Raw genomic sequence first — 21621 nt, 5'->3', positions numbered from 1 at the left:
TCGGCCGGCGCCGAAGTGTCGCTACGCCGTGCGCCGCACCTGCTCGTACTGCCTCGCCAGCCCGTCCAGCAGAGCCGTCAGCCCCGTCTCGAAGGCCCGCTCGTCGATCTTCTCCTGCTGCTCCGCGAGGAGGTGGGCCTGCTGGAGGTGCGGGTAGTCGGCGGGGTCGTAGGCGCTCGCGTCGTCCACGAATCCCCCGGCGAACGAGCCGAGCGCGGAGCCCATGACGAAGTAGCGCATCAGGGCGCCGATGGACGTGGCCTGCGCCGGTGGCCAGCCCGCCGCGACCATCGCGCCGTAGACGGCGTCCGCGAGGCGCAGCCCCGCCGGGCGGCGGCCGGGGCCCCGGGCCAGCACGGGAACGATGTTCGGGTGGTCCCGCAGCGCGGCCCGGTAGGAGACGGCCCAGTCGTGCAGCGCGGTCCGCCAGTCCCGGCCGTCCTGGAACATCGTGAGGTCCACCTGCCCGCTCACCGAGTCGGCGACCGCCTCCAGGATCTCGTCCTTCGTGCGGAAGTGGTTGTAGAGCGAGGGCCCGCTGACCCCCAGTTCGGCGGCGAGCCGGCGCGTCGAGACGGCCGCGAGGCCCTCCGCGTCCACGAGCGCGCGGGCGGTCTCGACGATCCGGTCGGTGCTGAGCAAGGGCTTGCGCGGTCGGGCCATGGCGCACATAGTAGGGCTGCGAGAAGAAACTAGCAGTGCTAATTTAAATGTACGGGTTTCACATGTATGCCTTCCGATGGGGTGACGTCTGGTGAATCTGGAGCTCAGCGAGGAGCAGACCGCGGTCCGGCGGCTCGCGCGGGACTTCGTGGAGCGTGAGATCACTCCGAACGTCGTCGCCTGGGACCGGGCCGAGGAGGTCGACCGGTCGATCGTGAAGAAGCTCGGCGAGGTCGGCTTCCTGGGCCTGACGATCGACGAGGAGTACGGCGGCTCCGGCGGTGACCACCTCGCGTACTGCCTGGTCACCGAGGAGCTGGGTCGGGGTGACTCGTCCGTGCGCGGCATCGTCTCCGTCTCTCTCGGGCTCGTCGCCAAGACCCTCGCCGCCTGGGGGAGCGGGGAGCAGAAGCGGCGGTGGCTGCCCGGGCTCACGTCCGGCGAGGCGGTCGGCTGCTTCGGCCTGACCGAGCCGGGCACGGGCTCCGACGCGGGCAACCTCGCGACACGGGCGGTGCGCGACGGCGACGACTACGTCATCAACGGCACCAAGATGTTCATCACCAACGGCACCTGGGCCGACGTCGTCCTGCTCTTCGCCCGCTCCACGGACGCCCCCGGCCACAAGGGCGTCTCCGCCTTCCTCGTCCCCACCGGCACGCCCGGCCTGACGCGCCGCACGATCCACGGGAAGCTGGGGCTGCGCGGCCAGGCCACGGCCGAGCTGGTGCTGGAGGACGTACGAGTGCCCGCCTCGGCGCTGCTCGGGGAGGAGGGCAAGGGCTTCTCGATCGCCATGTCCGCTCTCGCCAAGGGCCGGATGTCGGTCGCCGCGGGGTGTGTCGGCATAGCCCAGGCGGCGCTGGACGCGGCCGTGCGGTACGCGGGCGAGCGCGAGCAGTTCGGGAAGCCCATCGCCGGACACCAGCTGGTCCAGGAGCTGATCAGCGACATCGCCGTGGACGTCGACGCCGCCCGGCTGCTGACCTGGCGGGTCGCGGACCTGATCGACCGGGGGCGGCCGTTCGCCGTCGAGTCGTCGAAGGCGAAGCTGTTCGCCTCGGAGGCGGCCGTCCGCGCCGCGAACAACGCCCTCCAGGTCTTCGGCGGCTACGGCTACATCGACGAGTACCCGGCCGGCAAACTGCTGCGGGACGCCCGCGTGATGACCCTCTACGAGGGCACCAGCCAGATCCAGAAGCTGGTCATCGGGCGTGCGCTGACCGGGGTTTCGGCATTCTGACGGCCGTTTCGGCTTTCTGAGTACGCGTCTGAGTACTTCGGCGGATGTGGCGCGGGCCACGTCCGCCGAAGCTTGCCCCCATGAGTGAGACACCGGGCAAGCAGCAGAACACGGCCGCCTTCTACGGCCAGGCCGTCGCCTCCTTCGCCGTCGCGATGGCGGCCACCGCCGTCGGCATCTACCAGCTGAGCGCCGACGCCTGGGTGCGGGGATTCCTCGCCATCGCCGTCCTGTACCTGGTCACCTCCTCCTTCACCCTGGCCAAGGTGATCCGGGACCGCCAGGAGGGGCCGGCGGCTCCCTCGTACACTCCGTTCGAGAAGCGCTGAGCAGTCCTCAGTGGCGTGCCGAGCGGCCTGACTAAGCGCCCGCTCACCTTCGGCGGTATGGTGGTGCCCCTGCCAGTGGAGAGGGGCGAGCGGATGGGTACGGCGGAGGAGACGGCCGGCGGCGAGGCGCAGGCGTGGGGCGAGGTCACGCCCGACGCGGCGCGGCGGCTGCTGATCGCCGCGGTGGAGGCCTTCGCCGAGCGTGGCTACCACGCCACGACGACCCGGGACATCGCGGGGCGCGCCGGGATGAGTCCGGCCGCGCTCTACATCCACTACAAGACCAAGGAAGAGCTGCTGCACCGCATCAGCAGGATCGGGCACCAGAAGGCCCTGGAGATCCTGCAGACCGCGTCCCGGCGCGAGGGCACCGCCCGTGAGCGTCTGGCCGACGCGGTCGGCTCCTTCGTCCGCTGGCACGCCGGCGGACGCACCACCGCGCGGGTCGTCCAGTACGAGCTGGACTCGCTCGGCCCCGACGCCCGCGCCGAGATCCTCGCGCTGCGCCGGCAGTGCGACGCCGAGGTGCAGAGAATCATCGAGGACGGTGTGGCGGCCGGTGAGTTCGACGTGCTGGACGTGAAGGGCACGACCCTGGCCGTTCTCTCGCTCTGCATCGACGTGGCCCGCTGGTTCAACGTCGACGGGCCGTGGACGCCGGACGAGGTCGGCGCGCTCTATGCCGACCTCGTGCTGCGCATGGTGGGGGAGAAGTAGGGCCGGTCGGGGCGGCCTGGGCCTCCACGCCTACAGCCCTCCAGGCCTACAGCCCTCCAGTCCTAGAGGTAGTACCGCGCGACGGACTCGGCGACGCACACCGGCTTGTCCCCGCCGTCGCGCTCCACCGTGAAGGCGACGGTGACCTGGACGCCGCCGGTCACGTCCTCGACGCCGGTGATGGTGGCGGTGGCGCGGAGCCGGGAGCCGACGGGGACGGGCGCGGGGAAACGCACCTTGTTCGTGCCGTAGTTCACGCCCATCTTCACGCCCTCGACGGCGATCAGCTGCGGTCCGAAGAGGGGGAGCAGCGACAGGGTCAGATAGCCGTGCGCGATGGTGGTGCCGAACGGGCCCGCGGCGGCCTTCTCAGGGTCGACGTGGATCCACTGGTGGTCGCCGGTGGCCTCGGCGAAGAGGTCGATCCGCTTCTGGTCGACGTCGAGCCAGTCGGTGTACCCCAGTTGCTCGCCCACCGCCGACTTCAGTTCGTCGACGGACGTGAAGATCCTCGGCTCTGCCATGACCCGGCCTCTCGGTTCAGAAGGTCTGCGTGCTCGTGTTTTCCTAAGCGACTGCTTAGCATGGTCGGCCGCGGGTGCCGTGTCAACGGTCGACTGTAGGGTTCGGGGAGTGCCGCAGATTCCAGAGAAGATCCATGAGCTCACGGTCGGCCAGCTGGCGGCGCGCAGCGGGGCCGCCGTCTCGGCGCTGCACTTCTACGAGTCGAAGGGGCTGATCAGCAGCCGCCGCACCTCGGGGAACCAGCGCCGCTACTCACGTGACGCGCTGCGCAGGGTCGCTTTCATCCGGGCGGCGCAACGGGTCGGCATCCCGCTGGCGACGATCCGCGAGGCGCTGGCCGAACTCCCCGAGGAGCGGACGCCGACGCGGGAGGACTGGGCGCACCTCTCCGAGGCCTGGCGCTCGGAGCTGGACGAACGCATCAAGCAGATGGAACGCCTCCGCGATCACCTCACCGACTGCATCGGCTGCGGCTGTCTCTCCCTGGACGCCTGCGTCCTCTCCAACCCGGACGACGTGTTCGGTGAACGCCGGGCGGGTTCGCGCCTGATGGTCGAGGGGCGGCGCGGGTAGCGCCTGACGCGGGGTGCCTGCGGCGGCCTGGGGCGGCCTGTGGCTGCTTCGGTGTCGTGGGTCGGGGCCGCGCCGGGGGGTGTCCGTCCTCGGAACGGCGCGACGCGGTTGCCTACCGGCTAACTGGCGTTCTACGCGCCGCCCACTGCGGGCGAACACCCCCCGACACGGCCCCTTACGTGAGTCCCTAGCTGCGGGCAGTCGTGCCGCTGGGGCGATGGGGGTCCCCCCTGCTCGAGCGAAGTCGAGAGCTTGGGGGAGGGTGGGCGCAGCGGTACCCCGCTACGCCGGGCTGCGCAACGCCCCGCCCCGGGCGCCGTAGCTGCGGGCAGTCGTGCCGCTGGGGCGGCACGGGTGGGCGCAGCGGTACCCCGTCGCGCCGGGCTGCGCAACGCCCTGCCCCGGGCGCCAACGCCCAGCACCTCACAACGCACCCTGCGCGTACTCCGCCAACCCCGCCGAAACCAACTCCGCGTTGGACCCGGCCCGCCGCCCGTCCGGCAGCACCAGGACATCCTCCAGCCCGACCCGGGTAGCCACACCCAACCGCCCCGCGAGCCGCAGCACCGGCCACGCACCCCCGTCTTCCCCGTGCAGCAACACAGGGCGGCCGTGGGCGGCACCGATGTCGGACAACAATGCCCGCGCAGAAGCCACGGCGGTCGACGGGTCCGGGTCCGTCACCTCCGCCAGCACCCGCAACACCCTCGGCCCCGACGGAGACCCGGCAAACCGCTCCGCCCCGTCCGTCCCCGACCAGACGCCGGCCTCCACCCCGACCCCCAGTTCGAGAAGCACGGCGGCGATCTCCTCAGCGCCCTCCTCGTGCCAGTTGACCGACGCATGGTCGGGCAGCACCGGCAGCGTCGCCCAGCTCCGTACGCGCTCCAGCCGTCCGGCGGGGTCCGGCTCGGCCCACGCCCCCGTGGTCACCCCCACGGGAACCCGCACCCGCGCCCGAATCGCCTCCAGCGTCACCGCGAGCACCCGCGGCGACAACGAATCACGCCCGCACGGCGTCTTGGGATGGACATGGATGTCCGTGGCCCCGGCGGCGACCGCCTCGGCCGCGGCGGCGGCCATCGTTTCCGGCGTCAGCGGCACGGCGGCACCGTCGGTGACACCCCGCGCTCCGTTCAGACACACCTGCACCATCCCCCGATGGTGCCAGTCACCACTGACAGTCGGCTCGACCCACGACAGTGGGGGTGCGGCATCCCCGGCGCACCCCCCGCGCACCCGCATTCGTCAAGCCGACACCAACAGCCTCGCCCGCCTGGCGTACGCCAGAGCCTCGGGCGTGAGCACGGGACGCGGCACCAGGATCCCGCAGTCCGTGCAGACCGGACCTGTCGAGGGTTCGTGGTCCAGGTCGTACTTCCAGGCGAGCCGCTCCCCGCCGCACACCGGGCATTCCGCGCCCGGTTCGCGCTCCAGTGCGGCGATCAGCCGGCGCAGCACCTCGGCCAGCGGTTCACGGGGATGGACCGTCGGATCGTCGCACCACGCCACGCCGAACCCGCCCCAGGTCAGCCGGTGCCAGTCGTCCACGCTGCCCGGCCTGCGCAGTCCGTCGTGCTTCTCCTTCTTGCGGCGCTCGGCGAACTCGACCTCGTAGGCCAGCCAGACCGCCCGCGCCTCCTCCAGTTCGTCCAGTGCGGCCACGAGCCGCGCTGGATCGGGGGACCGGTCCTCCGGTCCGAACCCCGCCCGGGAGCACAAGTGGTCCCAGGTCGCCCTGTGTCCGTAAGGGGCGAACCTCTCAAGGCACTTGCGCAGCGAATAGCGCCGCAATGCCAGATCGCACCGCGGATCGCGGACCTGTCTCGCCAGACTCCGGAAACCGGCCATCGTCCTGCACCTCCGTCACACCTGCACCTGTAATCCGGTCACTTCGGCGTCGTCGTAAGGACGTCGCCGAATAGACGTATCGACAAGCGAATCGGCTCCATCTGATTTCAAATGGCCTCCATAAGCCGTCCGAAGAGGCTCGCTGGTCGACTGCCGTGGTCCGTGTGCCTGTTGTGCTGACTCCAAAAAGTGACGCCTGTTCATCTTTAATCCAGGTGATACCGGCGGTAACATCCCGGCCACCCCCACGGGAGGAGCCCTCCATGCCACGGCGTCACCCACGCACCGCTCTCGACAGAATGAGAACTCCCCGCGGAATCCCCGGGTTCCTGAAGACCGCATCGGTATGCGCGCTGATCGCCGGCCTTTTGTCGCCACTCTCGCAGGCGGCCGCCTCCGAGACGGCGAACGCGCAGGCCACGGCGGTGGCGAACGATTACTGCGGCAACCAGTGTTCGGACATCCTTCCGCCCGGCCAGAACGGCAACGCCACTCTGGCTCAAATCCTCCTGAACCAGGCATTCGGGACTCAGCCCGAACACGCCGAGGATCAGCTCGGGCCGTACGCCGACCTCGCCAAGGGGTACACCGGCCTCACCAATGACAAGATCAACACCTTCTTCAACGACGCCTCCTTCGGGGTCCCCGCCGACCAGGTCGCCTCCACCCTCAAGCCCGCCGGGCGCAGTGACGTGACGATCGTCCGGGACAAGAAGGCCGGTGTGCCGCACATCACCGGCACCACCAGGTACGGCACGGAGTTCGGAGCCGGCTATGCGGCGGCCCAGGACCGGCTGTGGCTCATGGACGTCTTCCGGCACGTCGGACGCGGTCAGCTGACCTCGTTCGCCGGCGGCGCGCCCGCCAACCAGGGGCTGGAACAGCAGTTCTGGCGCCATGCCCCGTACTCCGAGGCCGACCTCCAGGCGCAGATCGACAACGCCGTCGCCACCAACGGCGAACGCGGCAAGCAGGCCATCGCCGACGCCAAGGCCTACCTCGACGGCATCAACGCCTACATCGACGCCTCCGACAGCGGCCGTCACTTCCCCGGCGAGTACGTCCTCACCGGACACAAGGACTCGGTCACCAACGCCGGCACCATCGAGCACTTCAAGATCACCGACATGGTCGCGCTGGGCTCCGTCATCGGCGCGCTGTTCGGCTCCGGCGGCGGCGGCGAGGTCAACAACGCCCTCTCCCTGCTCGCCGCCCAGGAGAAGTACGGCGCTGCCGAGGGCACCAAGGTCTGGGAGTCCTTCCGGATGCGCAACGACCCGGAGGCCGTCCTCACGGTCCAGGACGGCAGCTTCCCGTACGCCACCAAGCCGGACGACCCGCAGGGCACCGCCGTCCCCGACGCCGGCTCGGTCGAGCCCGAGCCGCTCGTCCACGACCGCACGGGCAGCGCCGCCTCCGCCGGCGCCACCGGCGCGTCCGGTGAGGCGGCCAGAACGGCCGTGTCGTCCGCCAGGCGCGGCATGTCCAACGCCCTCGTGGTCAGCGGCGAGCACACCGCCAGTGGCCACCCGGTCGCCGTGTTCGGCCCGCAGACCGGCTACTTCGCCCCGCAGCTGCTGCTGCTCCAGGAGCTCCAGGGCCCGGGCATCAGCGCCCGCGGCGCCTCCTTCGCGGGCCTGAGCATGTACGTCGAACTCGGCCGCGGCCAGGACTACGCGTGGAGCGCCACGACCTCCGGCCAGGACATCATCGACACCTACGCCGTCGAACTCTGCCAGGACGACCACCACTACCTGTACCGCGGCACCTGTACGCCGATGGAGAAGATCGAGCAGAAGAACGCCTGGAAGCCGACCACCGCCGACGGCACCGCGGCCGGCTCGTACACGATGCGCGTCTGGCGCACGAAGTACGGACCCGTCGAGTCCCGCGCGACGGTCGGCGGCAAGAAGGTCGCCTACACCTCCCTGCGCTCGTCCTTCATGCACGAGGCCGACTCCATCATCGGCTTCCAGATGCTGAACGACCCCGGCTACGTCAAGGGCCCGGAGTCCTTCCAGCAGGCGGTGCAGCACATCAACTACACCTTCAACTGGTTCTACGCCGACTCCGAACACACCGCGTACTACAACAGCGGCGACAACCCCGTGCGCGCGAACGGCGTCGACGCCGAGTTCCCGGTGTGGGCGCGGCCGGCCTACGAGTGGCGGGGCTGGAACCCCGCGACCAACACGGCCGACTACACACCGCCCTCCGCCCACCCCCACTCCATCGACCAGGACTACTACGTCTCCTGGAACAACAAGCAGGCCAAGGACTACACGACCGCCCCCTGGGGCAACGGCTCCGTGCACCGCGGCAACCTCCTGGAGGACCGGGTGAAGAAGCTGGTGCAGCAGGGCGGGGTGACCCGGGCCTCGCTGGTGCGGGCCATGGCGGACGCGGCCCTCGCCGACCTGCGCGCCGAGAACGTCCTGCCCAAGCTGCTGAAGGTGATCAACAGCGCGCCGGTCACCGACTCCGCAGCGGCGGCGGCCGTGAGCAAGCTCCAGGCCTGGGTGGCGGCCGGCGGCAAGCGCACGGAGACCTCCGCCGGCTCCAAGAAGTACGCCGACGCCGACGCGATCCGCATCCTCGACGCCTGGTGGCCGATGCTGGTCAAGGCCGAGTTCGAACCGGGCCTCGGCAGCGAGCTCTACGAGGCCATGACCGCCAACCTCCCCGTCGACGAGTCCCCGTCGGCCGCACACGGCCCCACCGGCTCGCACGCCGGAAGCTCCTTCCAGTACGGCTGGTGGAGCTACGTCGACAAGGACCTGCGGGCCGTGCTCGGTGAGCAGGTGCGGGGGCCGCTGGCCCGCGCGTACTGCGGCGACGGCGACCTCGGCGCCTGCCGGGACAGCCTCATCAGCACCCTGAAGCAGGCGGCCGGCAGGACCGCGGCCCAGGTCTACCCCGGCGACGACGTGTGCTCGGCGGGCGACCAGTGGTGCGCCGACTCGATCAACCACCGCACCCTCGGCGGCATCAAGCACGGCAAGATCAGCTGGCAGAACCGGCCGACCTACCAGCAGGTCGTGGAGTTCATCTCGCACCGGTGACACACGGGCCGGCGGCGGGTCAGCGGATGCGGCCCGCCGCCAGCACCAGCCGGGCCAGCTCCTCGTGCAGGATGTCGCTGTGCGCGCCGGCCGGCGGCCCGCCGCGTCTGACCACGGCCGCCGCGTCGACGTTCACACACCCCGAGGCGGGCAGCTCCGCCCGCAGCGCCTCGGCGAGGGTGTACGCGCGCGTGCCCGGTACGGCCCGGATCCCGCCGTGACCCAGCGCTCCCCACTTGGCACCCAGGGCCCGGCCGAGGTCCAGTCCGGAGGCCGACCGGCTGTCCCCCGCCATGCGTGAGGCCAGCGGGTACATCGTGCCGAGGGCCGAGTCGTGCCGGGAGTGGCAGCACACCAGGGGACCGTCGACGCGGTTCTGCTGTCCCTGGAGCACGCCTCCCGCGCGGGCGTCGTGCGGCAGCCGGGCCGCGAACGCGTAGTGCGAGAACGCCCCTTGGAGCAGCGTCACCGACTTCACCGTGCGCACGCCCTCGGGCAGGCCGCGCAGCGCGAACGACACCAGCCGCGCGCCGAAGCTGTGCCCGACGAGGTGCACACGTACCCCCGGCGCCGCCTTCGCGAGCTGCCCGACCACCCGGCCGAGACCGCGCTCACCGACGGTTCCCGCCCGCCGTTTCATCGCGTAGTACGTGGCCTGCCGCAGCAGTTCGTGCGCACCGTCCCAGGGGTTCGGGAGGCGGAACCCGCGCTGCGCCCCGGGCGCCTCCAGTCCCGCGAGCGCACCCGCGAACCCCTCGCAGGCGGCCGCCGCGGACCCGGCGACCATGTCCGGCTCGCTCTGCGGCACTCCCTCCGCCACCGTGTCGGCGGCGAACAGCGCCTGCGGCCCCGGCGCCACCACCTCCACCAGCAGCCGCACCAGCCGCCCGAACTCCTCCAGTTCGGCCTCCTCCGGGGGCTGCTGCTCCAGCAGCCGCGCGATCTGGTCGACCAGGACCGCCCGGCCCGGGAAGGTCTCCAGCAGCGCGTGCCGGGTGTCCTTGTCGAGCGCCGGGCGCGGGGGTGCGTCGGCCGCCACGGCCCGGGGCAGGTCCGGGATCGGCTCGTCGGAGAACCGCATCGCCGGCCACAGCACCCCGACGTACCCGATCCGGGCCGCCGGGGCCAGCCGCGGAACGGGCGCGAAGAAGCGGTCGTAGAGGCGGGTCGCGCTCGAACGGTCGTTGTTCCAGCCGTGCGCGAAGACGATCAGGTCGCGCACCTTCCGTTCGGGCACCCCGGCGAGCAGCCGGTCGCGCGGGCGGCGCGCCGGGTCCCCGTCCGCGTCGAAGGTCAGCTCCCAGTAGGGAGTCGCACTCATCGCCGGATCCGCCATGACAGGCCCCCTCGTCCCCCGGGTGACGCCGCGATGTGGGCGTATCGTCCTGCCAACGGACGTGAATGGCCAGACGTCACGGACGTATTGGGCGGGCGGGAGCGCGCTCAGCGGTAGAGCAGGTACGTCCGCCGCGTCCTGCGGAACGCGGCCAGCTCGCGCTGCCAGTCCGCCACGACCTCGTCGGTGCCCGCGCCCGCGTCGATCATCGTGCGCACGCGCGCGGAACCGGTGAGCTTGTCGATCCAGTTGTCGGGGCGCCAGGCGAAACCGCTCCACACCTTCTTCGCGGTCACCAGCAGGGCGATTCCCGTGCGTACGGCGTCGAACGCCTCGGGGTCGTGCACATGGAGCTGCACCCCGCCGATCGTCCTGCCCTGGAACTTCGAGAAGGTGGGCGCGAAGTACGCCTCCCTGAACCGCACGCCGGGCAGACCGAGTTCGTTCGCCGCGGCGGCCCAGCGCCCGTCGATCCCCTCCGCGCCCAGCAGCTCGAACGGCCGGGTCGTACCGCGCCCCTCCGACAGGTTCGTGCCCTCGAACAGACATGTCCCCGCGTACACCAGCGCCGTCTGAGGCGTCGGCATGTTCGGGCTCGGCGGCACCCAGGGCAGCCCGGAGGCGTCGTAGAACTCCGACCGCTTCCAGCCGGACATCGTCACCGTCTCCAGCGGTACGGGCTCGGTGAGGAACTCGCCGTTGAACAGCCGCGCCAGCTCGGCGACGGTCATCCCGTGCGCCTGGGAAACGGGCTGCCGCCCGACGAACGTGGCGAACTCCCTGTGCAGCACCGGCCCCGACGCCGCGCGGCCGGTCACCGGGTTGGGCCGGTCCAGGACCACGAACCGCTTGCCGGCGAGCTGCGCGGCCTCCATGCAGTCGTACAGCGTCCAGATGTAGGTGTAGAAGCGCGCGCCGACGTCCTGGATGTCGAAGACGACCGTGTCCACGCCGGACGCGGTGAAGACGTCGGCGAGCGCCCGGCCGCTCTTCAGGTACGTGTCGTAGACGGGCAGGCCGGTCGCCGGGTCGTCGTAGCGGCCCTCGGAGCCGCCGGCCTGGGCGGTGCCGCGGAAGCCGTGCTCGGGGCCGAAGACGGCGGTCAGGTCGACGCGGGGATCGGGGTGCATGACGTCCACGATGTGGCGGGCGTCGCGCGTGATGCCGGTGGGGTTGGTGACGATGCCGACCTTCTGGCCGTCGAGCAGGGCGTAGCCGGTGTCCGCCAGTCGTTCGAAGCCGGTGCGCGGTCGCCTGCCGCGCTGAGCGGCGGATGCGGTGGATGTGGCTGATACGGCTGCCGCCGTGGCGGTGGTGAGTACGGCTCGTCTGGAAGGGCGCATGCGGTGACCTCCTTGAGCGGGGACGGTCGGCATGGGCACGGTATGCGCTTTCGCGGGTTGTGGGGAGGCCGCGGGCCGGCTGTGGCTCGTCGCGCCCACGCGGCGGAGGCGCGTATGGGTACAGCCCCGCGCCCCTTCAGGAGCGTTGTCAACAGACCCTTCCCTGGCACATACCGACCGGTTAGTCTGTCGCCATTGCTGAGCCGCGACTGAGGAGACCGATGGTGGGAGCCTTTCAAGGGGCCGGGGTTGTTGTCACGGGGGCCGGTGGCGGGATCGGGGCCGCGCTCGCCCGGCGCTTCGCCGCCGAAGGGGCCCGGGTCGTGGTCAACGATCTGGACGCCGAGCGGGCCAAGCACATCGCTGAGGAGGTCGGGGGCGTCGCCGTGCCCGGTGACGCCTCGGCGATCGTGGGTGACGCCCGGGACGCCCTCGGCGGGACCGTCGACGTGTACTGCGCCAACGCCGGTGTCGCCGCCGACGGCATCCAGCCCGGGCAGCCCCTGGACGAGAAGGCGTGGGCCCTCTCCTGGGACGTGAACGTCATGGCTCATGTGCGGGCCGCGCAGGAACTGCTGCCCGCCTGGCTGGAGCGCGGCAGCGGCCGGTTCGTCTCCACCGTGTCCGCCGCCGGGCTGCTCACCATGATCGGCGCCGCGCCCTACGCCGTCACCAAGCACGGCGCCCTCGCCTTCGCCGAGTGGCTGTCGCTGACGTACCGGCACCGGGGCGTGAAGGTCCACGCCATCTGCCCGCAGGGCGTGCGCACCGACATGCTCGCCGCCACCGGCAGCGCGGGCGACCTGGTGCTCCAGCCGACCGCGATCGAACCGGAGGCAGTGGCGGACGCCCTGCTGAAGGGCATCGAGGAGGACCGCTTCCTGATCCTGCCGCACCCGGAGGTCGCCGCGTACCACCAGGCCCGGGCCGGTGACCCCGACCGGTGGCTGACCGGCATGAACCGTATCCAGCAGCAGTGGGAGGAGAACCGGTGACCGAGTCCCGTTACGCGGCCAAGCCCTGGCTGAGCCTGCTGAACGACGCCCAGAAGGCCGCGATCAGCCCCGCCGCCTCCCTGGTGCACGCCCTGCGCCGGGTCGTGGCCGAGACGCCGGACAGCGACTTGCTGGCCTACTTCGACGGCCGGCTCACCTACCGGGAGGTCGACGAGCTCAGCGACTCCGTCGCCGGGCACCTGGCGGCCCGCGGTCTGGAGCGCGGCGACCGGGTCGCGGTCCTGCTGCAGAACTCCCCGCACTTCGTGCTCGCCGTGCTCGGGGCCTGGAAGGCGGGCGCGATCGTCGTGCCCGTCAACCCGATGTACAAGTCGGGCGAGGTCGCCCACGTCCTGCGGGACGGCGAGGTGGCCGCGCTGATCTGCTCGGACCGGGCCTGGGAGTCGTATCTGCGCGAGACGGCGGCCGACTCGCCCGTGCGGATCGTGCTCACCGCGTGCGAGCTGGACTTCCAGACCCGGGGCGACGCGCGCGTACTGACCTTCGAGCGGCTGCCGCAGGCCCAGGACGCCGACGACCTGGTGGCCGTGGCGGGCGCCGGGAACAAGGCACCCGAGGTCCGCGAGCCCGGCCCCTCGGACATCGCGCTGATCAGCTACACCTCCGGCACGAGCGGCACGCCCAAGGGCGCCACCAACACGCACGGCAACATCATGTACAACGCCGTGCGGCAGCGGACCGGTCTGGGGCTGCCCGAGCGGCCCGTCTACTTCGCGATGGCGCCGCTGTTCCACATCACCGGCATGGTCTGCCAGTTCGGCGCGTGCCTGGACAGCGGGGGCACGCTGGTGCTGGCCTACCGCTTCGAGGCGGGCGCGGTGCTCGACGCGTTCGCCGAACACCGGCCGCACTACACGGTCGGCCCGTCCACGGCCTTCATGGCGCTGGCCGCCCACCCCTCCGTCACACCCGACCACTTCTCCTCCTTCCGGGTGATCTCCTCCGGCGGCGCCCCGCTGCCGCCCGCGCTGGTGGAGAAGTTCCGGGCGGGCTTCGGGCCGTACATCCGCAACGGCTACGGGCTGACCGAGTGCACCGCGCCCTGCGCCTCCGTGCCGCCCGGTCTGGAGGCGCCCGTCGACCCGGCCTCCGGGACCCTCGCCGTGGGCCTGCCCGGCCCCGACACGGTCGTACGGATCGTCGACGACAACGGCGCCGAAGTGCCGTTCGGCGAGCAGGGCGAGATCGTCGTGCGCGGGCCGCAGGTCGTGCCCGGCTACTGGCGCCGCCCCGACGCCACCGCCGAGACCTTCGCCGACGCCGAACTGCGCACCGGCGACATCGGCTTCATGGACGAGCAGGGCTGGCTGTACGTCGTCGACCGCAAGAAGGACATGATCAACGCGTCCGGCTTCAAGGTGTGGCCGCGCGAGGTCGAGGACGTCCTCTACTCGCACCCGGCGGTGCGCGAGGCCGCCGTCGTCGGCGTGCCCGACGGCTATCGCGGGGAGACCGTCAAGGCGTACATCAGCCTGCGTCCGGACGCCGATACGGACCCGGATGCGCTCGCCGGCTACTGCAAGGAGAGACTGGCCGCCTACAAGTACCCGCGCCAAGTGGAGATCCTGCCGGACTTGCCGAAGACGGCCAGTGGGAAGATCCTCCGTCGGGAACTGCGTTCCCGTACGCAAGGCAACTGACAGCAGAACGGAAAGGCAGGTGGCGGCAGTGCCCAGGACCACGGACTCGGACGGCACGCCCGTGCCTCAGCGGCTCCTGGCCGCCGCCACCCGGCTCTTCGCCGAGCAGGGCTACGACCGCACCTCGGTGCAGGAGATCGTGGAGGCGGCCGGCGTCACCAAGGGGGCGCTGTACCACTACTTCGGCTCGAAGGACGACCTCCTGCACGAGGTGTACGCGCGCGTGCTGCGCATCCAGCAGGAGCGGCTGGACGCGGTGGCGGGCGCCGACGAGCCGGTGGAGAAGCGGCTGCGGGCCGCGGCCGCGGACGTCGTGGTGACGACCATCGACAACCTCGACGACGCGATGATCTTCTGGCGGTCCATGCACCACCTCAGCCCCGAGAAGAACAAGCAGGTGCGCGCCGAGCGCCGTCGCTACCACGAGCGCTTCCGCGCGCTGGTCGAGGAGGGGCAGGGGCTGGGGGTCTTCTCCAAGGCGACCCCGGCGGACCTGGTCGTGGACTACCACTTCGGCTCGGTCCACCACCTGTCCACCTGGTACCGCCCCGACGGTCCCCTCACCCCCCAGCAGGTCGCCGACCACCTGGCCGACCTGCTGCTGCGCGCCCTGCGGCCGTGATCAGGTGACTCCGTCCCCGGTGCCGGTCAGGTACTCGTAGGTGCCGGTGATCTCCAGCAGGCGCCGCAGGACCGGGCCGACGCCGTCCAGGTGGAAGCCGACGCCGTCCTCGCAGGCGGAGCGATGGATCCGCAGCAGGGACCGCCGGCGAGCCGACCCGCCGAACCCCGCCGGAATCAGCCAGTCCGGAGCCGTCGCGGGGTCTGTCCACCGTGAGGGCACGGCGGGAAGCCCCGGAGAGCCTCGGCGAGTCCCGGCACGGAGTCCGGCGCCTCGGACACGGAGCCGCGGGTGAGCTCGCCCTGCTGGTCGCAGACGACCATCGGCAGCTTCTTGGCGGCGGTGAGCGCGATGACCAGCGCGGCATCACCCAGGTGCTCAGCGGCTAGGCGCGCCGTGACCTCCATGCACCGTTCGAGCTTCAGCGAGGCCGGCAGGGCCGTGGGGGCCTCGGTGAGCAAGCGTGTGCGTCCGTGCTCAGCTTCCCGCCCCCCACCACGGAGCGGTAGGCGGTCTCCTCCACCAGCCACCAGGCCGTGCGGCCGCCCGCCAGGGTGGGTGCGCCGAGAACGACCGCTCGCCCACCGCCCCGCTGACGGGGACCGGGCGGGAGCCGCCGACGGTCGCGAGCCAGGCGGGAGAGGACAGTCGTCGCCCTATACGCGCGGCAGGCAGCGGATCGCCGGCCCTGTCGTTGAGTTCCGCGATGTGCCCGTCCGCGGCGCAGCCCCCACGGGGGAAGCGGCGGTGGGGGCACCCCCCCACCGCCGCCGGACGTCACAGGTACCGCTTCAGCTCCCGTCGGGCCAGCGACCGCTGGTGCACCTCGTCCGGTCCGTCCGCGATCATCAGCGTCCGCGCCCCGGCGTAGAGCTCCGCCAGCGGGAAGTCCTGGCTCACCCCACCCGCGCCGTGCAGCTGGATCGCCCGGTCGAGGATGTCGACCACCGCCCGAGGCGTCGCGATCTTGATGGACTGGATCTCGGTGTGGGCCCCCCTGTTGCCCACCGTGTCCATCAGCCACGCCGTCTTCAGCACCAGCAGCCGCAACTGCTCGACGGTCACCCGCGCGTCCGCGATCCAGTTGTGCACCACACCCTGCTGGGCCAGTGCCTTGCCGAACGCGGTGCGCGACACGGCCCGCCGGCACATCAGCTCGATCGCCCGCTCCGCCATGCCGATCAGCCGCATGCAGTGGTGGATCCGCCCGGGACCCAGCCGGGCCTGCGCGATGGCGAAACCGCCGCCCTCCTCGCCGATCAGGTTCGACGCCGGCACGCGCGCGTGGTCGAAGATCACCTCGGCGTGACCGCCGTGGTAGTGGTCCTCGTAACCGAAGACCTGCATCGCCCGCTCGATGGTGACGCCCGGGGTGTCCCGGGGGACCAGCACCATCGACTGCTGACGGCGGATGTCGTCCCCGTCCGGGTCCGTCTTGCCCATCACGATGAAGATCTTGCAGTCCGGGTGCATCGCCCCGGAGATGTACCACTTGCGGCCGGTGATGACGTACTCGTCGCCGTCCCGCTCGATGTGGGTGGTGATGTTGGTGGCGTCCGAGGAGGCCACCTCCGGCTCGGTCATCGCGAACGCCGAGCGGATCTCACCGGCCAGCAGCGGCTCCAGCCACTGCTTGCGCTGCTGCTCGTCACCGAACTGCGTCAGCACCTCCATGTTGCCGGTGTCGGGCGCCGCGCAGTTCGTCACCGTGGGCGCGAGCTGCGGCGAGCGGCCCATGATCTCGGCGAGCGGCGCGTACTGGAGGTTGGTGAGCCCGGCCCCGTACTCGGAGTCCGGCAGGAAGAGGTTCCACAGGCCCTGCCGGCGGGCCTCGGCCTTCAGCTCCTCCACCACGGGCACCGTCTCCCACGGCGAGGCGAGCCCGGCGCGCTGCTCGTGCGCCACCGCCTCGGCCGGGTAGACGTACTCGTCCATGAAGGCGAGGAGCTTGGCGCGCAGCTCTTCGGTGCGCGCGTCGAAAGCGAAGTCCATCTGGATCAGCCCTCCTGGAGGCCTTCGTGGAGCGTGGTCAGTCCGTGCCGGACGAAGACGGGCACGAGGTCGCCGATGCGGTCGAAGCCGCGCCCGACCGTCTGGCCCAGCGTGTAGCGGTAGTGGATGCCCTCGAGGATCACGGCGAGCTTGAACCAGGCGAACGCCGTGTACCAGGCGACCGCGGAGACGTCGCGGCCCGAGCGCGCGGCGTACCGCTCGATCAGTTCGGACGGCGCCGGGTGCCCGGGGGCCTCGGCGGTCGTGGAGACGGGGGAGTCGGGCATGCCGAGCGGCATGCTGTACATCACCAGCAGGCCGAGGTCGGTGAGCGGATCGCCGAGCGTCGACATCTCCCAGTCGAGGATCGCCTTGATCGCGTCGTCGTCGCCGATGAGGACGTTGTCGAGCCGGTAGTCGCCGTGCACGACGGCCGGGGCGGGGGAGCGGGGCAGGTCCCGGCCGAGGGCGGCGTGCAGCTCGTCGATGCCGTCCAGGTCGCGGTTGCGGGAGGCGTCCAGTTGCTTGCCCCAGCGCCGCAGCTGCCGGTCCAGGAAGCCCTCGGGCCGGCCGAAGTCCGCGAGCCCCACCTCGCCCGGGTCGACCGCGTGCAGCTCCACCAGCGTGTCCACCAGGTTCAGCACCGCGCCCCGGGTCCGCTCCGGGCCGAGCGGGGCGAGCTGGTCGGCGGTGCGATAGGGGGTGCCCTCGACGAACTCCATGATGTAGAACGGCGCTCCGAGCACCTCCTCGTCCTCGCACAGCAGCACCGGCTCGGGAACCGGCACGGCCGTCGGGTGCAGTGCGCTGATCACCCGGTGCTCGCGCCTCATGTCGTGCGCGGTGGCCAGGACATGGCCGAGCGGGGGTCGCCGTACGACCCACCGGGACGTACCGTCGGAGAGCGCGTAGGTGAGGTTCGACCGTCCGCCCTCGATCAGCCGGCCGGACAGCGGACCGGTCACCAGGCCGGGCCGCTCCCGTTCGAGCAGGCTGCGCAGCCGGTCGAGATCGAGTCCGGGCGGATGGTCGGGGCTCATGCGTCGCTCCTACGGGCAGGTGGACGGTTCTCGACTCATGATGCCGACCGGTCGGTATGTAGTCCAGAGCGGGGCCGAAACGTGATCGGGGCCACGATAGGCCGACGACCCCTCCCGCCGGGCGCCGGGGCGTGCCCGGCGGCTTCGTTCAGGCCATCCGGCTTGCGTCCCGAACGGGCAACCCGGAAGGTCGGACCCATGAAGGCCATCAGCTACTCACGGTACGGCGGACCCGACGCGCTGGCGTTCGGGGAGGTCCGCGACCCCAAAGTCGGCCCGGACTCGGTGCTGGTGAAGGTGCGGGCCGCGGCCGTGAACCCCGTCGACTGGAAGGCCCGCGAGGGCTACCTCGACGGCGTCCTCGAAGCCGCCTTCCCCGTGGTGCCCGGCTGGGACGTCTCGGGCGTCGTCGTACGGCCCGGCGTGGCCGTCCCGGAGTTCGACGTCGGGGACGAGGTCATCGGGTACGTACGCGAGGACTTCCTCTCCCGCGGCACCTTCGCCGAGTACGTGGCCGCGCCCGTGCGCACCCTCGCCCGCAAGCCGCGCAACCTCTCCTTCGAGGAGGCGGCGGGGCTGCCGCTGGCCGGGCTCACCGCTTACCAGGTGCTGACCAAGGTGCTGGACGTGAAGCGGGGCGAGACGGTCCTGGTGCACGCCGCGGCCGGTGGTGTCGGCTCGCTGGCGGTGCAACTGGGTGTGCACCTCGGCGCCCGCGTGATCGGCACGGCGAGCGAGCACAACCACGACTTCGTGCGGAGCCTGGGCGGGGAGCCGGTGACCTACGGCGAGGGGCTGGGCGAACGCGTCCGGGGGCTGGTGCCCGGGGGTGTGGACGCGCTGTTCGACACGGTCGGCGGCGACACGCTGAAGGTCTCGGCCAACCTGCTGGCCCCCGAGGGGCGCCTGGTGTCGATCGCCGACGGAGACGTCGTGAACTACGGCGGCCGCTACCACTTCGTCCGCCCCGACGCGCAGGACCTCCAGCGGCTGTCCGAACTGGCGGAACAGGGCGTGGTGAGCGTGCACGTCTCCGAGACGTTCCCGCTGGAACGGGCGGCGGACGCACACCGGCTGAGCCAGGAGGGCCGGACGCGCGGCAAGATCGTCGTGACGGTGGACTGGGAGACCGAGAGCGCGGAGTCGACCTAAAGGGCCTAGAGGACCAGCGCGGCCCCGCACACCGCCATCGCCGTGGTGTACAGCACCGCGGCGGTGGCGTGCCGGGGTGCGAACGCCGCGGGGCCGGGGGAGGACGCGAGGGCGCGGATCCGGCGGTGGGCCACGCCCAGGAACCCCAGCCACAGGACACAGCACAGCGCGCACGCGATGATCCCGGGCGCCGACACTCCGCCGTGCAGGGCGGTCTTCACGGCGAGCACGGCGGCGACCGTGCCCGAGAGTGTCGTACGCCGCCACGCGAGGCGGGTCCGCTCGGGTTGCAGCCCGGGGTCGCGGTCGGGATCCCGGGGCACGCTGCCCGACGCGCTCACCCCTCCCACCCCACGAGCACCACGACGACCATGACGAGGGCCACGGCGGCGACGACGAGGCTCAGCACCGCGGGGAACCGGGACACCGGCAGGTCCTCGCCCCGGCGCATGGCCCGCTCGCAGCGCACCCAGTGGTTGACCGCCCGCAGCGAGCACAGCACGCCCGCGGCCAGCAGCGCGAGCGCCAGGCCCACCCGCCAGCCCCAGCGCAGGTCCGGCAGGAACTGGTCCACGGCGAAACCGCCGCCGATCAGCGCGAGCGCGGTGCGCAGCCAGGCCAGGAAGGTGCGCTCGTTCGCCAGCGAGAACCGGTAGTCGGGCGTCTCGCCGTCCCGCCGGACCTCCGCGGGCACGAACCACAAGCGGACGTTCCGTACGAACTCGATCACGTGTGCGACCCTACCCGTGACGCCGAGGCCTCCTGCTCACGCGTCCGGACCGTCCCCGTCGGGCCTTGCCCGTTCACGAGCCCGGCCGGCCCGTCGACCGGAACGCCGTGAGCCGCTCGTGCGCCGCCAGCCCGTCCGGCACGAACTCCCAGTCCCGCAGCCGCCGCCGCACCTCGTCCTCGGGCAGGAAGTCGTGCCAGGCGACCTCCTCGACCTGCGGGCGGACCGGGATGTCGCAGGTGACCTCGTACACCGCCGACCACCAGGTCCGGCCGACGCCGTCGTCGTAGAGGAACTTGAAGAGGTACCGCGGGACCGGCAGGCCGGTCACGCCCAGCTCCTCCTCGGCCTCGCGCAGAGCGGCCGCGTCATAGGTCTCGCCCGCGCCGACCACACCGCCGACGAACATGTCGTACAGGGAGGGGAAGACCAGCTTGGTCGGCGTCCGCCGGTGCACGAAGATCCGGCCCTCGGCGTCCCGGGCCTCGATGAAGACGCAGCGGTGCCGCAGGCCCCCGGCGTACGCCTCGCCCCGGGGGGACTGGCCGATGACCTGGTCGTTCTCGTCGACGATGTCGAGGATCTCGTCTGTGGCGCTCATGCCCTCATCCAAGCAGGGCGCGCCTCAAGGGTGGGGCCGGGTGTCACTGCGTCTGCGGCTGCAACTGCCCGGCGCGGGCCGGCTGGACCGCCCCGGTGGGCATGCACGGGTGCAGGCCCAGCAGGATGATCCCGGCCACCACGGCCAGGAGGCCGCCCGCCTCCCAGGACAGGGCCACCGCGTCGGTCCGCAGCCGGTCGCCCAGGAAGCCGACGCCGCAGATGATCCCGGCGAGCGGCTGTGCGGCGGTGAGGGCGGGCAGGGACTTGCGCAGGGACGCGGTCTCGAAGGCGCTCTGCACGAGGAGCAGCCCCGTGACGCCCAGGGCGAGCACCGCGTACGGCTGCCAGCCGGTCATCAGCTCGGCGAAGCCGCCCTGGGAGAACTTCTCCCCGCTCACCCGCGTGAGCGCGTCCTGCACGCCGTACAGCAGCCCGGCGGCCAGCGCCAGCAGCACCGGTCCGGAGCTGAGCCGGGAGCGCTTGGCGTGCGTCGTGAGCAGCAGGGCGAGCCCGGTCATGGCCCCGATGATCAGCCACTGCCGGGTCGGATCGGCCGTCGCGGCGCCGCCCTGCGGCTCACCGGCCACGATGAACGCGGTCACCCCACCTGCCAGCAGCAGAAGGCCCGCCCACCCCTGGCGGCCCAGCGACTGCCGGGTCTGCCTGCGGGACAGCGCGAGCGCGAAGAGCAGGTTGGTCGCCAGCAGCGGCTCCACCAGCGACAGCTCACCCTGCCCCAGCGCGGCCGCGCCCAGCCCCATGCCGGCCACCATCAGGGCGATACCGCCCAGCCAGCGCGGCACCTTCATCAGGTCGACCAGCAGGCGGAAGGAGAGGAAGTCGTTGAGGGGGGCGCGCTGGGCCGCGTTCTGCTGGAGGACGAAGCCGAAGCCCAGACAGCAGGCGGCGCTCACGGCGAGCACCAGAACTAGAACCGACACGCGGTGTACCTCGATCGTCAGGCCGGGTCACGATTGCGTAGGGGCCGACTCTACCGGCCGACTCCGCCCGGCGCGCCCGTACGTCATGCCATCGTGCGGGGTGCTGACCGCCCAGCACTATGACGTACGTCACAAAGGGCGAAACGGAAAAATCGGATAGCCGTCTCGGGCCCCTCCTGCTCCCCGTTGATCACAAAACCCTCACGAGTAACGGCACTTGACGCGTGTAACGCCCTTGCGCCC

23 protein-coding genes are annotated in these 21621 nt (G+C 71.6%); 10 read left to right on the top strand and 13 right to left on the bottom strand.

The features are described 5' to 3' along the window. Positions 1–21: 21 nt before the first annotated feature. A complete protein-coding gene (locus ABEA82_RS29085; RefSeq protein WP_345664648.1) occupies positions 22–672 on the bottom strand; it encodes a TetR/AcrR family transcriptional regulator in 651 nt (216 codons plus the stop codon). An 82-nt stretch (positions 673–754) separates the two neighbouring features. Here ABEA82_RS29085 and ABEA82_RS29080 point away from each other — a divergent pair, with 82 nt between their 5' ends. From ABEA82_RS29080 to ABEA82_RS29070, 3 genes are all read left to right on the top strand, one after another. Beyond that, the gene (locus ABEA82_RS29080) at positions 755–1906 is read left to right on the top strand and encodes an acyl-CoA dehydrogenase family protein (protein ID WP_345664647.1); all 1152 of its coding nucleotides are present in this window, start codon (positions 755–757) and stop codon (positions 1904–1906) included. A gap of 80 nt (positions 1907–1986) precedes the next feature. After that, a complete protein-coding gene (locus tag ABEA82_RS29075; protein ID WP_345664646.1) occupies positions 1987–2235 on the top strand; it encodes a YiaA/YiaB family inner membrane protein in 249 nt (82 codons plus the stop codon). A gap of 93 nt (positions 2236–2328) precedes the next feature. Next, positions 2329–2952, top strand: a complete 624-nt coding sequence (locus ABEA82_RS29070) for a TetR/AcrR family transcriptional regulator (RefSeq protein WP_345664645.1) — start codon at positions 2329–2331, stop codon at positions 2950–2952. A 62-nt stretch (positions 2953–3014) separates the two neighbouring features. Here the strand turns inward: ABEA82_RS29070 and ABEA82_RS29065 are convergent, their stop codons facing one another. Beyond that, a complete protein-coding gene (locus ABEA82_RS29065; protein WP_345664644.1) occupies positions 3015–3476 on the bottom strand; it encodes a MaoC family dehydratase in 462 nt (153 codons plus the stop codon). Positions 3477–3585: 109 nt separating this feature from the next. Between ABEA82_RS29065 and soxR the strand changes: the two genes are divergently transcribed. After that, positions 3586–4050 carry a redox-sensitive transcriptional activator SoxR gene (gene soxR / locus ABEA82_RS29060; RefSeq protein WP_345664643.1) on the top strand — a complete coding sequence of 155 codons (465 nt, stop codon included), beginning with the start codon at positions 3586–3588 and terminating at the stop codon, positions 4048–4050. A 423-nt stretch (positions 4051–4473) separates the two neighbouring features. Here soxR and ABEA82_RS29055 read toward each other — a convergent pair whose 3' ends face one another. Together ABEA82_RS29055 and ABEA82_RS29050 are read right to left on the bottom strand one after the other, a co-directional pair. Next, positions 4474–5205 carry a 3-keto-5-aminohexanoate cleavage protein gene (locus ABEA82_RS29055; RefSeq protein ID WP_345664642.1) on the bottom strand — a complete coding sequence of 244 codons (732 nt, stop codon included), beginning with the start codon at positions 5203–5205 and terminating at the stop codon, positions 4474–4476. Between the two features lie 93 nt (positions 5206–5298). Beyond that, positions 5299–5901, bottom strand: a complete 603-nt coding sequence (locus ABEA82_RS29050; protein ID WP_345664641.1) for a hypothetical protein — start codon at positions 5899–5901, stop codon at positions 5299–5301. A 263-nt stretch (positions 5902–6164) separates the two neighbouring features. Between ABEA82_RS29050 and ABEA82_RS29045 the strand changes: the two genes are divergently transcribed. Next, on the top strand, positions 6165–8963 hold the full coding sequence (locus ABEA82_RS29045; protein ID WP_345664640.1) for a penicillin acylase family protein: 2799 nt from the start codon (positions 6165–6167) through the stop codon (positions 8961–8963). A 19-nt stretch (positions 8964–8982) separates the two neighbouring features. Here the strand turns inward: ABEA82_RS29045 and ABEA82_RS29040 are convergent, their stop codons facing one another. After that, positions 8983–10299, bottom strand: a complete 1317-nt coding sequence (locus ABEA82_RS29040) for a serine-threonine protein kinase (protein ID WP_345664639.1) — start codon at positions 10297–10299, stop codon at positions 8983–8985. A 107-nt stretch (positions 10300–10406) separates the two neighbouring features. Continuing rightward, positions 10407–11642 carry an exo-beta-N-acetylmuramidase NamZ family protein gene (locus tag ABEA82_RS29035; RefSeq protein ID WP_345664638.1) on the bottom strand — a complete coding sequence of 412 codons (1236 nt, stop codon included), beginning with the start codon at positions 11640–11642 and terminating at the stop codon, positions 10407–10409. A gap of 221 nt (positions 11643–11863) precedes the next feature. On the opposite strand from ABEA82_RS29035, the gene ABEA82_RS29030 reads away from it, so the two are divergent. The 3 genes from ABEA82_RS29030 to ABEA82_RS29020 are packed head-to-tail and all read left to right on the top strand — an operon-like array spanning position 11864 to position 14920. Then, on the top strand, positions 11864–12637 hold the full coding sequence (locus ABEA82_RS29030; RefSeq protein ID WP_345664637.1) for an SDR family oxidoreductase: 774 nt from the start codon (positions 11864–11866) through the stop codon (positions 12635–12637). After that, positions 12634–14298, top strand: a complete 1665-nt coding sequence (locus ABEA82_RS29025) for a class I adenylate-forming enzyme family protein (protein WP_345664636.1) — start codon at positions 12634–12636, stop codon at positions 14296–14298. Before ABEA82_RS29030 ends, ABEA82_RS29025 begins: the two co-directional genes overlap by 4 nt. A gap of 28 nt (positions 14299–14326) precedes the next feature. Continuing rightward, positions 14327–14920, top strand: a complete 594-nt coding sequence (locus ABEA82_RS29020; RefSeq protein WP_345664635.1) for a TetR/AcrR family transcriptional regulator — start codon at positions 14327–14329, stop codon at positions 14918–14920. Here the strand turns inward: ABEA82_RS29020 and ABEA82_RS29015 are convergent, their stop codons facing one another. Further along, a complete protein-coding gene (locus ABEA82_RS29015) occupies positions 14921–15142 on the bottom strand; it encodes an STAS domain-containing protein (protein ID WP_345664634.1) in 222 nt (73 codons plus the stop codon). Here ABEA82_RS29015 and ABEA82_RS29010 point away from each other — a divergent pair. Then, positions 15133–15309, top strand: a complete 177-nt coding sequence (locus tag ABEA82_RS29010) for a hypothetical protein (protein ID WP_345664633.1) — start codon at positions 15133–15135, stop codon at positions 15307–15309. The two genes, ABEA82_RS29015 and ABEA82_RS29010, sit on opposite strands and share 10 nt — an antisense overlap. 388 nt (positions 15310–15697) lie before the next feature. Here ABEA82_RS29010 and ABEA82_RS29005 read toward each other — a convergent pair whose 3' ends face one another. Together ABEA82_RS29005 and ABEA82_RS29000 are read right to left on the bottom strand one after the other, a co-directional pair. After that, positions 15698–16912, bottom strand: coding sequence for an acyl-CoA dehydrogenase (locus ABEA82_RS29005; RefSeq protein WP_345664632.1), 1215 nt, complete (start codon positions 16910–16912; stop codon positions 15698–15700). A gap of 5 nt (positions 16913–16917) precedes the next feature. Further along, positions 16918–17952 (bottom strand): phosphotransferase family protein, encoded by a 1035-nt coding sequence (locus tag ABEA82_RS29000; RefSeq protein ID WP_345664631.1) that lies wholly within the window; start codon positions 17950–17952, stop codon positions 16918–16920. 198 nt (positions 17953–18150) lie between these two features. Here ABEA82_RS29000 and ABEA82_RS28995 point away from each other — a divergent pair, with 198 nt between their 5' ends. Continuing rightward, positions 18151–19104 (top strand): NADP-dependent oxidoreductase, encoded by a 954-nt coding sequence (locus tag ABEA82_RS28995; RefSeq protein ID WP_345664630.1) that lies wholly within the window; start codon positions 18151–18153, stop codon positions 19102–19104. Positions 19105–19109: 5 nt separating this feature from the next. Here ABEA82_RS28995 and ABEA82_RS28990 read toward each other — a convergent pair whose 3' ends face one another. The 4 genes from ABEA82_RS28990 to ABEA82_RS28975 all read right to left on the bottom strand — a co-directional run bounded on the left by ABEA82_RS28990 (position 19110) and on the right by ABEA82_RS28975 (position 21378). After that, entirely contained in the window at positions 19110–19445 is a 336-nt protein-coding gene (locus tag ABEA82_RS28990; protein ID WP_345664629.1) for a DUF202 domain-containing protein, read from the bottom strand. Next, on the bottom strand, positions 19442–19834 hold the full coding sequence (locus ABEA82_RS28985) for a YidH family protein (RefSeq protein ID WP_345664628.1): 393 nt from the start codon (positions 19832–19834) through the stop codon (positions 19442–19444). The genes ABEA82_RS28990 and ABEA82_RS28985 overlap by 4 nt, the downstream gene beginning before the upstream one ends. Before the next feature lie 73 nt (positions 19835–19907). Beyond that, positions 19908–20435: an NUDIX hydrolase gene (locus tag ABEA82_RS28980; protein WP_345664627.1), complete on the bottom strand. Its 528-nt coding sequence runs from the start codon at positions 20433–20435 to the stop codon at positions 19908–19910. Positions 20436–20478: 43 nt separating this feature from the next. Next, the gene (locus ABEA82_RS28975; RefSeq protein WP_345664626.1) at positions 20479–21378 is read right to left on the bottom strand and encodes a DMT family transporter; all 900 of its coding nucleotides are present in this window, start codon (positions 21376–21378) and stop codon (positions 20479–20481) included. Positions 21379–21621: the final 243 nt, after the last annotated feature.

This window comes from Streptomyces venetus (assembly GCF_039540295.1).
In the GTDB taxonomy this organism is placed as follows: domain Bacteria; phylum Actinomycetota; class Actinomycetes; order Streptomycetales; family Streptomycetaceae; genus Streptomyces; species Streptomyces venetus.
This window is presented reverse-complemented; position numbering and strand designations above follow the sequence as displayed.

What these genes read in the sequence shown, in the direction of transcription:
- ABEA82_RS29075 (WP_345664646.1), top strand. Translation starts at nt 1,987, where the DNA reads ATGAGTGAGACACCGGGCAAGCAGCAGAACACGGCCGCCTTCTACGGC.
- ABEA82_RS28995 (WP_345664630.1), top strand. Translation starts at nt 18,151, where the DNA reads ATGAAGGCCATCAGCTACTCACGGTACGGCGGACCCGACGCGCTGGCG.
- ABEA82_RS29040 (WP_345664639.1), bottom strand. Translation starts at nt 10,299, where the DNA reads ATGGCGGATCCGGCGATGAGTGCGACTCCCTACTGGGAGCTGACCTTC.
- ABEA82_RS29070 (WP_345664645.1), top strand. Translation starts at nt 2,329, where the DNA reads ATGGGTACGGCGGAGGAGACGGCCGGCGGCGAGGCGCAGGCGTGGGGC.
- ABEA82_RS28980 (WP_345664627.1), bottom strand. Translation starts at nt 20,435, where the DNA reads ATGAGCGCCACAGACGAGATCCTCGACATCGTCGACGAGAACGACCAG.
- ABEA82_RS29050 (WP_345664641.1), bottom strand. Translation starts at nt 5,901, where the DNA reads ATGGCCGGTTTCCGGAGTCTGGCGAGACAGGTCCGCGATCCGCGGTGC.
- ABEA82_RS29030 (WP_345664637.1), top strand. Translation starts at nt 11,864, where the DNA reads ATGGTGGGAGCCTTTCAAGGGGCCGGGGTTGTTGTCACGGGGGCCGGT.
- ABEA82_RS29035 (WP_345664638.1), bottom strand. Translation starts at nt 11,642, where the DNA reads ATGCGCCCTTCCAGACGAGCCGTACTCACCACCGCCACGGCGGCAGCC.
- ABEA82_RS29085 (WP_345664648.1), bottom strand. Translation starts at nt 672, where the DNA reads ATGTGCGCCATGGCCCGACCGCGCAAGCCCTTGCTCAGCACCGACCGG.
- ABEA82_RS29000 (WP_345664631.1), bottom strand. Translation starts at nt 17,952, where the DNA reads ATGAGCCCCGACCATCCGCCCGGACTCGATCTCGACCGGCTGCGCAGC.
- ABEA82_RS29005 (WP_345664632.1), bottom strand. Translation starts at nt 16,912, where the DNA reads ATGGACTTCGCTTTCGACGCGCGCACCGAAGAGCTGCGCGCCAAGCTC.
- ABEA82_RS29065 (WP_345664644.1), bottom strand. Translation starts at nt 3,476, where the DNA reads ATGGCAGAGCCGAGGATCTTCACGTCCGTCGACGAACTGAAGTCGGCG.
- ABEA82_RS29055 (WP_345664642.1), bottom strand. Translation starts at nt 5,205, where the DNA reads ATGGTGCAGGTGTGTCTGAACGGAGCGCGGGGTGTCACCGACGGTGCC.
- ABEA82_RS29045 (WP_345664640.1), top strand. Translation starts at nt 6,165, where the DNA reads ATGCCACGGCGTCACCCACGCACCGCTCTCGACAGAATGAGAACTCCC.